The sequence below is a fragment of the Neisseria sp. 23W00296 genome, assembly GCF_044772855.1.
Taxonomy (GTDB): Bacteria; Pseudomonadota; Gammaproteobacteria; order Burkholderiales; family Neisseriaceae; genus Neisseria.
The window spans coordinates 2,310,379-2,322,604 of sequence record NZ_CP173024.1 but is presented as its reverse complement, the minus strand read 5'-3'; the positions used below and the strand labels follow the sequence as shown (position 1 = coordinate 2,322,604).

General features: G+C 60.4%; 12 protein-coding genes. 5 read left to right on the top strand and 7 right to left on the bottom strand.

What is annotated here, in order from left to right; all coding sequences use genetic code 11:
• Positions 1-38 precede the first annotated feature (38 nt).
• Positions 39-1,742, bottom strand: coding sequence for a single-stranded-DNA-specific exonuclease RecJ (gene recJ, locus ACG2K1_RS11710; protein ID WP_395429046.1), 1,704 nt, complete (start codon positions 1,740-1,742; stop codon positions 39-41).
• Positions 1,743-1,930: 188 nt separating this feature from the next.
• Between recJ and ACG2K1_RS11705 the strand changes: the two genes are divergently transcribed.
• Positions 1,931-2,269 (top strand): hypothetical protein, encoded by a 339-nt coding sequence (locus ACG2K1_RS11705; protein WP_395429047.1) that lies wholly within the window; start codon positions 1,931-1,933, stop codon positions 2,267-2,269.
• 240 nt (positions 2,270-2,509) lie between these two features.
• Positions 2,510-3,049 carry a gamma carbonic anhydrase family protein gene (locus ACG2K1_RS11700; RefSeq protein ID WP_395429048.1) on the top strand — a complete coding sequence of 180 codons (540 nt, stop codon included), beginning with the start codon at positions 2,510-2,512 and terminating at the stop codon, positions 3,047-3,049.
• A gap of 74 nt (positions 3,050-3,123) precedes the next feature.
• On the opposite strand, the gene ACG2K1_RS11695 is transcribed toward ACG2K1_RS11700, so the two are convergent.
• The 6 genes from ACG2K1_RS11695 to minC all read right to left on the bottom strand — a co-directional run bounded on the left by ACG2K1_RS11695 (position 3,124) and on the right by minC (position 6,808).
• Positions 3,124-3,504, bottom strand: a complete 381-nt coding sequence (locus ACG2K1_RS11695) for a hypothetical protein (protein ID WP_395429049.1) — start codon at positions 3,502-3,504, stop codon at positions 3,124-3,126.
• Positions 3,505-3,586: 82 nt separating this feature from the next.
• Positions 3,587-3,973: a ribosome silencing factor gene (gene rsfS / locus ACG2K1_RS11690; protein ID WP_009426396.1), complete on the bottom strand. Its 387-nt coding sequence runs from the start codon at positions 3,971-3,973 to the stop codon at positions 3,587-3,589.
• 68 nt (positions 3,974-4,041) lie between these two features.
• Positions 4,042-4,962 (bottom strand): LysR substrate-binding domain-containing protein, encoded by a 921-nt coding sequence (locus ACG2K1_RS11685; RefSeq protein WP_395429050.1) that lies wholly within the window; start codon positions 4,960-4,962, stop codon positions 4,042-4,044.
• A gap of 3 nt (positions 4,963-4,965) precedes the next feature.
• Positions 4,966-5,229 (bottom strand): cell division topological specificity factor MinE, encoded by a 264-nt coding sequence (minE, locus tag ACG2K1_RS11680; protein ID WP_009426398.1) that lies wholly within the window; start codon positions 5,227-5,229, stop codon positions 4,966-4,968.
• A 1-nt stretch (position 5,230) separates the two neighbouring features.
• Positions 5,231-6,043 (bottom strand): septum site-determining protein MinD, encoded by an 813-nt coding sequence (minD, locus tag ACG2K1_RS11675; RefSeq protein ID WP_395429051.1) that lies wholly within the window; start codon positions 6,041-6,043, stop codon positions 5,231-5,233.
• 48 nt (positions 6,044-6,091) lie between these two features.
• On the bottom strand, positions 6,092-6,808 hold the full coding sequence (gene minC / locus ACG2K1_RS11670) for a septum site-determining protein MinC (RefSeq protein ID WP_395429052.1): 717 nt from the start codon (positions 6,806-6,808) through the stop codon (positions 6,092-6,094).
• A gap of 168 nt (positions 6,809-6,976) precedes the next feature.
• Between minC and ACG2K1_RS11665 the strand changes: the two genes are divergently transcribed.
• The 3 genes from ACG2K1_RS11665 to dnaE all read left to right on the top strand — a co-directional run bounded on the left by ACG2K1_RS11665 (position 6,977) and on the right by dnaE (position 12,215).
• Positions 6,977-7,630, top strand: coding sequence for a cell division ATP-binding protein FtsE (locus ACG2K1_RS11665; protein WP_009426401.1), 654 nt, complete (start codon positions 6,977-6,979; stop codon positions 7,628-7,630).
• Positions 7,627-8,535, top strand: coding sequence for a permease-like cell division protein FtsX (gene ftsX, locus ACG2K1_RS11660; protein WP_009426402.1), 909 nt, complete (start codon positions 7,627-7,629; stop codon positions 8,533-8,535). The genes ACG2K1_RS11665 and ftsX overlap by 4 nt, the downstream gene beginning before the upstream one ends.
• Before the next feature lie 248 nt (positions 8,536-8,783).
• Positions 8,784-12,215, top strand: a complete 3,432-nt coding sequence (dnaE, locus tag ACG2K1_RS11655; protein ID WP_395429053.1) for a DNA polymerase III subunit alpha — start codon at positions 8,784-8,786, stop codon at positions 12,213-12,215.
• Positions 12,216-12,226: the final 11 nt, after the last annotated feature.

Here is a 12,226-nt window from a genome sequence, read left to right as displayed (position 1 = left end):
CGGGCATCAGGCCGTCTGAATGTTTCAGACGGCCTTTTTCACGCCGCTTCCCAATAGTCGATATAAAGCTGCAATTCGAGATTGTTGCGCCATTCGTTGGCGACGGGGCGGTATACGGTGCGGACATATTCGGGAATGTCTTCGCTGCAACGCCAGAACATGGCTTCAAATTCCCGGCCGTCTTTTTGCAGCCAGGCTTTTTTGTGTTTGCCCTCCGCGCCTAGGTTTTGCTGGCGCACGACGCGGAAGCAGTCGGTGAAGCTGGGCGGGGCGAAGCCTTGCCCCCACACATGGCGGGCGAGGTTTTGCGCCTGCTCCAAGGTGATGTCGCGGGCGGGCAGGCTGCCGTCGGTGATGAAGGTTTGCGAGAGGTCTTCTTCGCGCACCATGTCGCGCACGGCTGCTTCAAAGGCCGTCTGAAAGGCGGGAATGTTGCGCTCGAGTATGCTCAAACCGGCCGCCATGGCGTGGCCGCCGAATTTCAAAATCAGATCGGGGTGGCGTTTGGACACCAAATCGAGCGCGTCGCGCAGGTGCAGGTTGGGGATGGAGCGGCCGGAGCCGCGCACTTCGCCGTTGTCGGCGGGGGCGAATACGACGGTGGGGCGGTAAAAGCGGTCTTTCAGACGGCTGGCGACGATGCCGACCACGCCCTGATGGAAGTCGTCGCGGTAGGCAACGAGGGTGGTTTGTCCTGCGGGCAGGCTGTCGGGAAAGGCGTTGAGTGCGTCTTGCAGCATGGATTGTTCGATTTCGCGCCGCTCGATGTTCAAATCGTTAAGCTGCACGGCGAGGGTTTGCGCTTCATCGTCGCTTTGCGCGAGCAGGCAGGCGATGCCCAGCGACATATCGTCGAGCCGTCCGGCAGCGTTGATGCGCGGCCCGAGTGCGAAGCCCATGTCGAAGGGCTGGGCTTTTTTCCAATCGCGCCGCGCCACGTCAAATAAGGCGCGGATGCCGGGGCGCATTTTGCCCGAGCGCATCCGTTTCAAGCCTTGTGAAACGAGAATGCGGTTGTTGTGATCGAGCGGGACGACATCGGCCACCGTACCGAGTGCCACCAAATCGAGCAAATCGGCCAGATTCGGCTCTTTGAGGCCGTCTGAAAAATATCCGCGCCGCCGCAATTCGGCGCGCAAGGCCATCAGCACATAAAAAATCACGCCCACGCCCGCCAGACTTTTGCTGGCAAAGCCGCAGCCGCGCTGGTTGGGGTTCACAATAATGCAGTTTGGCACTTCGTCGGCAGGCAGGTGGTGGTCGGTAACGATAACGTCTATCCCCAAAGCCTGCGCCTGCGCCACGCCTGCGATGCTGGCAATGCCGTTGTCCACCGTCAGCAGCAGGTTTACGCCCTGCGCGGCGGCGATGTCGGCCAGCTCGGGCGTGAGGCCGTAGCCGTGTTCGAAGCGGTTGGGCACGAGAAAATCCACCGCCGCGCCCATCGCGCCCAAGCCCGCCATGCCGACGGAGCAGGCGGTGGCGCCGTCGGCATCGTAGTCGGCGACAATCAGGATTTTTTCTTTGCGCCCGATGGCATCGGCCAGACGCGCGGCGGCGGTTTCGCAATGGGTGAGCGTTTGGTAGGGCAACAGCGCGGCAAGTTTGTCGTCAAGCTCGGCAGGCGACACCACGCCGCGCGAGGCGCACAGGCGGGCGGTAAGCGGGTCGGCACCCGATTGGATAAGGGTTTGGCAGATATTCGGGTTGACGGGGCGGGTTTGGATTTTGACGGCGGACATATCGGGGAAGCGGACGGGCGAAAACGCGCGATTATAGCTTTTCAGACGGCCTCCCGCACGCGCGCTGCCGCTATACTGTAACCGTTACACTATAATAATTCGTTATAAAACATTATCTTAAACTTGCATTGCCGACAAATTGGGCTATAATGCCGCACCTTCTTAACACAAACCGAAAAGGAAACGCCATGAGCAACTGTCAAACCCACGAAAACCACAACCACGTCCACGGCGCGGGCTGCGGCCACACCGCCATCCGCCACGACGGCCACATCGACTACCTGCACGACGGCCACCTGCACCACGAACACAACGGCCACTACGACGAGCACGTCCTCGAAGTGAACGAAACCAACGCCGACGGCTGCCACCCCGTCCACACCTGCGGCAGCCACGTCCACGGCGCAGGCTGCGGCCACGAAGCCGTGCCGCACGGCGACCATATCGACTACATCGTCAACGGCCGCCTGCACCACCAGCACGGCGACCACTGCGACGACCACGGGCCGGTGGAAATCGTCGGCTGATCCGGTTTGCTGACAAGAGGCCGTCTGAAACCTGTTTTTGCGGTTTCAGACGGCCTCTTTAATGATTGCGCGTAGGGCGTGTCGTCCAGCAACGCACGCGGTTTGCCGACGACGGCGCACGCTGTCGGCAAACGGCAGAAACCGGTTGCCGCATCAAAGGCAGAAAGGCCGTCTGAAATCTTTTCAGACGGCCTTTTGCTACAATGGCCGCCCGTAGCCCTTTTAAACAGGAAACCGAAAATGGACAATATCCGCCCCTTCCGCAACCACCTGCCGCAGCTTGCCGCCGACGTTTACATCGACCCCGCCGCCGTGGTGGTCGGCCGCGTGGAGCTGGGCGACGGCGTGTCGGTGTGGCCGTTTGCCGTGTTGCGTGGCGACGTGAACTTTATCCGCGTCGGCGCGCGCAGCAATATTCAGGACGGCAGCGTGCTGCACGTTTCCGGCGCGTCTGCTGCCAAACCCGACGGCTCGCCGCTGGTGTTGGGCGAAGATGTCACCGTCGGCCACCGCGCCGTGCTGCACGGCTGCACTATCGGCAGCCGCGTGCTGATCGGCATGGGCGCAATCGTGCTGGACGACGCGGTGATCGAAGACGAAGTAATACTCGGCGCGGGCAGCCTCGTGCCGCCGCGCAAACGCCTCGAAAGCGGTTTCCTCTATACCGGTTCACCCGCCCAAGCCGCGCGTCCGCTCACCGATGCGGAACGGGCGTTTTTAAAACGTTCGGCGGAAAGTTATCTGGAAACGGCGCGGGCGTATCGGGGAGGCGGGCAGTAGTTTGAACAGGTTATGGGGCCGTCTGAAAACGGGGTTTCAGACGGCCTCAATGTGTTCGGAGCGGCATTCGGACATCAGTTCTCTGCCGCGCATTTTTGCATGGCCAGGGCGTAGGATTCTTTGTTGCGCCGCAATTTGTCTGCTGTGCCGATGTTTTTGTCTGCCGTTTGGTCGAAGGATTTCATCTCTCTGAATTTTTGGGCGAGGTGGCCGGAATCGCGCAGGCGGCGGTAGAGTTCTTGTCCCGCGCCGGGGAATTTCTGTGTGACGGCGTTTTCGGCGCGGCTCATGGCCTGTTGTTCGGTTTGGCCGTTGATGGCGGCATCGTTGATGATGTAGAACAGCTCGGCGCCGAGGTGGCAGGCGCGGCGGTTGGCGTTTTCTTCCGCGCCTGCGGCGGGCAGGGCGGCCAATGTGAGTGCGGCCAGGGCGGTTGTCAGGACGGTTGTTTTCATTTTGGGATGCTTTCTTTGGCTTTGAGGCCGTCTGAAACCTTTTGTGGGTTTCAGACGGCCTCTGCGTTTGGCGGCAGGCGGGTCAGTCTGCGGTGTGCCAGGGTTTGGCGGCGCCGTTGTGGAATTCGGGTTTTTCGCCGCCCCACAGGGTGTCGATGTCGTAGAAATCGCGGACGGCCGGCTGCATGACGTGGACGACGAGGTCGCCCGCGTCAACGAGCGACCATTCGCCGCTTTCGCCTTCGCTGCCGAGGATTTCGAAGCCGGCTTCTTTCAGGCGCACGGCAACGTTGTTGGCGAGGGCTTTGACTTGGCGGGTGCTGTCGCCGCTGGCGATGATCATTCGGGCGAAGAGGGAGGTTTTGCCTTGGGTTTCGAGGACGGAGATGTCTTTGCCTTTGATGTCGTCGAGGGCTTCGACGGCAACGGCAACCATGCGTTCGAGGTCTTGGAGTTCTTGTTCGGTCATGTGTTTTCCTAAGGGGATGGGGGGAGGAGGCCGTCTGAAAAGGGTTTTCAGACGGCCTTCTGCCTGTGTTATGCGGCGGCGAAGGTGACGCCGGCCAGCTGCGAGCCGATAACGGCGCTGCGGATGGCGGTGAGGGCTTTGGGGCGCACGAAGTTGCGGCGGTAGGCGAGGACGACGCGCCTGCTGGGGGCTTCGCCGGCAAACGGGATGATGCTGAACAGCATGTGGTCGTTTTCGGTGAGGGCGGTGGCGGGCAGGACGCTGATGGCCAGGCCGCTGGCAACCATGTGGCGGATGGTGTTGATGGAGCTGCCTTGCAGGGTGTTGGCCAGGCCGTTGATTTTTTGTTTGGCGGCCAACTCGTTGCAGTTGTCGAGTACGTTGTCGCGCATGCAGTTGCCTTCGGTGAGCAGCAGCACTTGTTCCTGCGCCAGCTCGTACTGGGTGACGGCGTCGAGTTCTTCGAACGGATGGCCTTTGGGAACGATGACGAAGAAGGGTTCGCTGTAAAGCTGCTCGGTGACGATGCCGGCTTCCTGAAACGGTTCGGCAACGACGATGGCGTCAAGTTCGCCGCGTTTGAGGGCTTCGGTGAGCATGTGGGTGTAGTTTTCTTCGAGCACCAGCGGCATGTTGGGCGCAATGTCGCGCAGCGACAGGATGAGCTTGGGCAGCAGGTAGGGGGCGACGGTGAAGATGAGGCCGAGCTTGAAGGTGCCGTCCAATTCGTTCTGCTCTTCGCTGGCCAGGCGGCGGATGACGTCGGCTTCGTCGAGCACGCGGCGGGCTTGGGCGACGATGCGCTCGCCCGCTTCGGTGGTGATGACTTCGTTGCTGCTGCGGTCGAACAGGGATACGGCCAGCTCTTCTTCCAGCTTTTTGATGGCGATGGACAGGGTGGGCTGGCTGACGTGGCAGCGCTGCGCCGCCCTGCCGAAGTGGCGCTCTTGTGCCACGGCAACGATGTAGCGCAATTCGGTCAGGGTCATGGGTTATGCCTTTTTCTGTTGGTCGGGCAGGGTGATGTTCAGTTCGAGCACGTCGAGGCCGTCTTGTTTTTCCTGCGAGATGCGGATGTCGTCGAGCGATACGTTGACGTATTTCGACAGCACTTCCAGCAGCTCTTTTTGCAGGGTGGGCAGATAGTCGGGCGCCTGCGCTTTGACGCGCTCCTGCGCGATGATGATCTGCAGACGGTCGCGGGCAACTTCGGCGGATTTCTGTTTTTTGCCGAACAGCATATCAATCAGCGACATATCAACCTCCGAAGATGCGTTGGAAGAAGCCTTTTTTCTCGGCTTCGAGGAAGCGCATTTCGCGGTTTTCTCCCAAGAGGCGGGCGATGACGTCTTTGTAGGCTTCGGCGGCGACGACGTCGGGCTGGTGGATGACGGGGGTGCCGGCGTTGGATGCCTGCAAAACGTTTTGCGATTCGGGAATCACGCCCAAAAGCGGGATGCGCAGGATGTCGGTGATGTCCTGCACCGACAGCATTTCGCCTTTTTCCACGCGTTCGGGCGAGTAGCGGGTGACGAGCAGGTGTTCTTTGACGCGGCCGCCCTGTTCGGCTTTGCGCGATTTGCTCTGCAAAATGCCCAGAATGCGGTCGGAGTCGCGCACGCTGGAGACTTCGGGGTTGGTGGTGACGATGGCTTCGTCGGCGAAGTAGAGCGCCATCAGCGCGCCGGTTTCGATGCCGGCGGGGGAGTCGCAGATGACGTATTCGAAGCCCATTTCGCCGGTGAGCGTGTCGAGCACTTTTTCCACGCCTTCGCGGGTGAGGGCGTCTTTGTCGCGGGTTTGCGAGGCGGGCAGGATGAAGAGCTTGTCGCAGTGTTTGTCTTTGATGAGTGCCTGGTTGAGGGTGGCTTCGCCCTGGATGACGTTGATGAGGTCGTAAACGACGCGGCGTTCGCAGCCCATGATGAGGTCGAGGTTGCGCAGGCCGACGTCGAAGTCGATAACGGCGGTTTTGTGGCCGCGCAGGGCGAGACCGGATGCGATGCTGGCGGAGGTGGTGGTTTTGCCCACGCCGCCTTTGCCCGAAGTTACAACAATGATTTTTGCCACGGTGTTTCCTTTTTTGGGTTTCGGAGGTGAAAAATGATACGGCAGCCGCTATGCGTCTATGGCCGCGATGACCAAACGGTCTTCGTGAAGGTATATTTGGACGGGGTGTCTGTCCAAGTGTGCAGGCAGCTTCTGCTCGAAGTTGCGGTAGATGCCGGCGATGGACACCAATTCGGCCTGCATGGAATGGATGAAGATGCGTGCGTCGCGGCGGCCTTTCGCCCCGGCCAGCGCGCGGCCGCGCATCGGGGCATAGATGTGGATGTTGCCGTCGGCAATCAGCTCCGCGCCTTCGCTCACCATGCCGGTGACGATCAGATCGGCGTTTTCGGCGTAAACCTGCTGGCCGGTGCGCACGGGTTCGGCAACGAACACCGTCGGGTGACCGGCCGGTTTGGCAGGGGCGGTTTCGCGAGCGGACGCCTGCGGCGCGGGAGCCGGTGCGTCGGCGGTGTCGGTCGGGGCGTGCCTGCCTGCGGGGCTGAACGCCACACCGTTGACGGCGGCGATTTTCGCCCAGGTTTCGTCGCTGTGGCGCAGCGCGGCCACCGGCAGGCGGCGCGAGCGGAAAACGGCCAACAGCGCGGGGATGTCCACGGCGGCCGGACGGAAGGCCTGCATATCGAGAATCAGCGGCAGGTTCAGCTCGCGGTATTGCGCGGCGCACTTGTCGAGCGCCGCGCCCACCGCCGCCGCATCCGCGCTGTTCAGATGCACGGCGAGTGCGTCGGTGCGGGCGGATTTGATTTCAAAAGCAGCTTTCATTCTGCATTACCATAAATTTTTTTAATGGCGGCAGTTTACTGTATTTGCCCGCCTGCATCAATTTCTTTACCGGAAGGCCGTCTGAAAACCGCCTTACGCGCTTTCAGACGGCCTTTATCCGTTTCGGCTATAATCCGCGCTTCTTTCCGACAACGGACGCATTGCGACATGATACGTTTCGAACAAGTTTCCAAAACCTACCGCGGCGGCTTTCAGGCTTTGAAAAACGTCAGCTTCAGCATCGGCAAGGGCGAGATGATTTTTGTGGCCGGGCATTCGGGCGCGGGCAAGTCCACCGTGCTCAAACTGATTGCGGGCATCACGCGCCCCAGCGAAGGCCGCGTGTGGATCAACGGGCAGGACACAGGCCGTCTGAACGACGATCAGGCGGGCTTTATGCGCCAGCACATCGGCATCGTTTTCCAAGACCACAAAATCCTGTTCGACCGCAACGTGCTGCAAAACGTGCTGCTGCCGCTGCAAATCGCGGGCTACGGCCGTGCCGAAGCGGAAAAGCGGGCGCGGGTGGCCATTGAAAAAGTGGGATTGGGCGGACGCGAAGCCGCCGATCCGGTCACGCTTTCGGGCGGCGAGCAGCAGCGCCTGTGCATCGCCCGCGCCGTCGTCCACCAACCCGGCCTGCTGATTGCCGACGAACCTTCCGCCAACCTCGACCGCGCCTACGCGCTGGACATTATGGAACTCTTCAAAACCTTCCACGAAGCGGGTACCACCGTCATTGTCGCCGCCCACGACGAAACCCTGATGGCCGACTACGGCCACCGCATTCTGCGCTTACAGGAAGGCAGGTTCGCCGCATGACTTACGCCGCCCTCCATCTCGATGCCGCGAAAAACGCCGCCCGCAGCCTGTTGCGCCAGCCCGTCGCCACCCTGCTCATCCTGCTGATGCTGGCCGTTGCCATGACCCTGCCGCTTGCCCTGTATCTGGGCATAGAGAGCAGCCGCGCCGTGCTGGGCAAAATGAGCGAAACGCCGCAGATTACGCTCTATATGGAAACGTCTGCCGCCGAAGCCGACAGCGCCGCCGTGAAAGAGCTGCTCGCCGCCGATAAGCGCGTCGCCAAAAGCGAGTTTGTCGGCAAGGCGCAGGGTTTGGACGAGTTGAAAAACAGCATGGGCGGGGAAGACATCGTTTCCATACTCGACGACAACCCGCTGCCCGACGTGTTCGTCGTCACACCGAAAACGGGCACGCCCGCCGAGACCGAAGCCCTGCAACAGGAGCTTGCCAAGCTGCCGATGGTCGAGTCTGCGCGGCTGGACACCGAATGGCTGCAAACGCTTTACCGCATCGACAGCCTCGTGCGGCAGATACTCGCCTTTTTGTCCGTCACCCTCAGCGTGGCTTTCGTTTTGGTGGCACACAACACCATCCGCCTGCAAATCCTCGCGCGCAAAGAAGAAATCGAAATCGCCCGCCTGCTCGGCGCACCCGCGTCCTTTATCCGCCGCCCCTTCCTTTATCTGGCCGCCTTGCAGAGCGTGATTGCCTCCGCCGTCAGCCTCGGCCTGTGCGGCTGGCTGATTGCCGCCACCCGCCCGCTGGTGGTGCAGATTTTCCGCCCCTACGGCATCGACATCGTCTGGCGCTTTTTCCGTCCCGCCGAATGGCTGGCCGTGTTCGCCATTGTGATTGCGCTGGGCATCGCGGGCGCCTGGCTCGCCACCCGCCGCCATCTGCTCAGCCTGAAAGAGCAAAGCTGACAGATGCGGAATGCGTCGGAGGCCGTCTGAAAAGTTTCGACTTCGTTGGAACAACATTTTCAGACGGCCTTTTTGCCTTTGCAGCCGATCCGCCAAACACGTTCGGCATAGGTTTGAGGCTGTCTGAAAACAAACGTCTCTCCGTTTTCAGACGGCCTCCTGATTTGCCTGCCCTCAGGCCGTCTGAAACCGTTTCAGACGGCCTGTTATATAATGCGCGCTTTCTTTGTTTCCCCCGCCGAACCGCCATGAACCAGCCCGCCTACATCCCCCTGCGCCTGCACACCGAGTTTTCGATTACCGACGGCATGGTGCGTATCAAAGAAGTGGTTAAAAAGGCGCAGGAATACGGCCTGCCTGCACTGGGCATCAGCGATTTGATGAACGAGTTTGGCTTGGTGAAATTCTACAAAGCCTGCCGCAGCGCGGGCATCAAGCCGATTGGTGCGGCGGACGTGTGGATCGGCAACCCCGAGTCGCCCGACAAGCCTTTCCGCGCGATGCTGATTATCCGCAACGAGGCCGGTTATCTGCGCTTGAGCGAGCTTTTGACGGCGGCCTATGTCGGCAAAGACCGCAATGTCCATCATGCGGAACTCAATCCCGAATGGCTGGAAAACGGCGACAACAGCGGCCTGATCTGCCTTTCGGGCGCGCATTTGGGCGAAGTGGGCGCGAACCTGATGAACGGGCATGAAGACGCGGCGCGCGCGGCGGCCTTGAAATACGCGGCTTGGTTTCCGAACGCGTTTTATTTGGAATTGCAACGCCTGCCCGAGCGGCCGGAATGGGAAGCGTCGGTATCGGGCAGCGTGAAGCTGGCGGAGGAATTGGGGCTGCCGGTGGTGGCGACGCATCCGGCACAGTTTATGAACGAGGGCGACTTTAACGCGCACGAGGCGCGCGTGTGCATCGCCGGCGGCTGGGTGCTCACCGATAAAAAACGTCCGCGCGAGTTTACGTCCGGCCAGTTTTTCCTTCCGCCCGAAACCATGATCGAGCGTTTCGCCGATTTGCCCGAAGCCTTGGAAAACTCGGTGGAAATCGCCAAACGCTGCAATCTGCACATCACTTTGGGCAAAAACTTCCTGCCGCTGTTTCCCACGCCCGACGGCCTGTCGCTCGACGATTATCTGGTCAAGCTCTCCAACGAAGGTTTGCAGGAGCGCATGGCGCAGCTTTATCCCGACGAGGCCGAACGCGCGGCGAAAATGCCCGAATATCAGGCGCGGCTGGATTTTGAGCTGAACATCATCATTCAGATGAAGTTCCCCGGCTATTTCCTTATCGTACAAGACTTTATCAACTGGGCAAAAACGCACGGCTGCCCCGTAGGGCCGGGTCGCGGCTCGGGCGCGGGTTCGCTGGTGGCCTATTCCTTAAAGATTACCGACCTCGACCCGCTGAAATACGCGCTGCTGTTTGAGCGTTTTTTGAACCCCGAACGCGTGTCCATGCCCGACTTCGACGTGGATTTCTGCCAGTCCAACCGCGGCCGCGTGATCGAATATGTGCGCGACAAATACGGCGCGGAAGCGGTGAGCCAGATTGTTACCTTCGGCACGATGTCGTCCAAGGCGGTAATCCGCGACGTGGGGCGCGTGTTGGAGCTGCCGTTTACCCTGTGCGACAAACTCTCGAAGCTGATTCCGCTGGAAGCCAACAAACCTTTGAGCCTCGACAAGGCGATGGAAGCCGAGCCGCAGATTCAGGAACTTATCGAAGCCGAAGAGGCGGACGAACTCATCACGCTGGCGAAAAAACTCGAAGACCTCACGCGCGGCTTGGGCATGCACGCGGGCGGCGTGCTCATCGCGCCGGGCAAAATTTCCGATTACAGCCCCGTGTATCAGGCCGACGAATCTGCCTCGCCCGTGTCGATGTACGACAAAGGCGACGTGGAAGACGTGGGCTTGGTGAAATTCGACTTCTTGGGCTTACGCAACCTCACCATCATCGAAATGGCGCAGGAAAACATCAAAAACACCACGGGCGACATCGTTGATGTAGGCAAAATCGCGCTCGACGACCAGGCCGCCTATCAGATTTTCCGCGATGCCAACACCACCGCCGTATTCCAGTTTGAATCCACCGGCATGAAAAAAATGCTGAAAACGGCGCACACCACCAAATTTGAAGAACTGATTGCCTTCGTATCGCTCTACCGACCCGGCCCGATGGACAACATTCCCGATTTCGTCGCCCGCATGAAAGGCGAAAAATTCGAATACATCCATCCGCTGCTGGCTTCGATTCTCGAGCCGACCTACGGCATCATGGTGTATCAGGAACAAGTGATGCAGGCGGCGCAGATTATCGGCGGCTACTCGCTCGGTGGCGCGGATTTGCTGCGCCGCGCGATGGGTAAGAAAAAGCCCGAAGAAATGGTGAAACACCGCGAAATCTTCGCCGAAGGCGCGGCCAAACAGGGCATTTCGCGCGAAAAATCCGACGAAATCTTCAACTACATGGAAAAATTCGCCGGCTACGGTTTCAACAAATCCCACGCCGCCGCCTACGCCCTGATTTCCTATCAGACTGCCTGGCTCAAAGCCCACTACCCTGCCGAGTTTATGGCCGCCACCATGTCGTCCGAATTGGACAACACTGACCAGCTCAAACATTTCTACGACGACTGCCGCGCCAACGGCATCGAGTTTCTGCCGCCCGACATCAACGAATCGTCCTACCGCTTTGTGCCCGACGGCAACAAACAGATCCGCTACGCCCTCGGCGCAATCAAAGGCACGGGCGAAGCGGCGGTGGAATCCATCATCGCCGCCCGAGAAGCCGGCGGAAAATTCACAGGGTTGTTGGATTTTTGCGAGCGCATCGGCAAAGAACACATGAACCGCCGCACCCTCGAAGCCCTGATACGCGGCGGCGCGTTTGACAACATCGAACCCAACCGCGCCAAACTCATCGCCAACATCGATTTGGCGATGGACAACGCCGAACAAAAAGCCGCCAACGCCAACCAGGGCGGCCTCTTTGACATGATGGAAGACGCCATCGAACCGGTGCAGCTTGCCGACGCGCCCGCATGGAGCGAATCGGAGAAACTCGCCGAAGAAAAAACCGTCATCGGCTTCTACCTCTCCGGCCACCCCTTCGGCCCCTACGCCGAAGAAGTGCGCCAAATCGCCCCCACGCGCCTAGGCCGTCTGAAACCGCAAGAGAGCGTACGGCTGTCCGGCTTCGTTACCGCCGTGCGCACCATGATGGGCAAACGCGGCAAAATCGCCTTCGCCACCCTCGAAGACCAAAGCGGCCAAGTCGAAATCCTCATCAGCGGCCAAACGCTGGAAAACTGCGCCGGCCACCTCAAAGCCGACCAAGTGCTGATTATCGAATCCAAAGTCAGCCGCGACGACTACGGCGGCAGCGACGGCCTGCGGATTATGGCCAACCAGGTCATGACCTTGCAGATGGCACGCGAAAAATACGCCAGAAACCTCACCCTCACCGTGCGCCCCGGCAGCGACGCCGCCGCCCTCGCCGCCCTGCTCGGCGAATACCGCCGCGACACAGGCGGCATCCCCCTGCGCGTGCGCTACCGCAACGACGGCGCGCTGGGCGAAATCGACCTGCAAAAACAATGGCAGCTCGAAGCCCGCGCCGAACTGTTCGACCGCCTGCAAAACCTGCTCGGCGAATACGGCGTTACCGTCGGCTGGTAAACCCGCAGCCC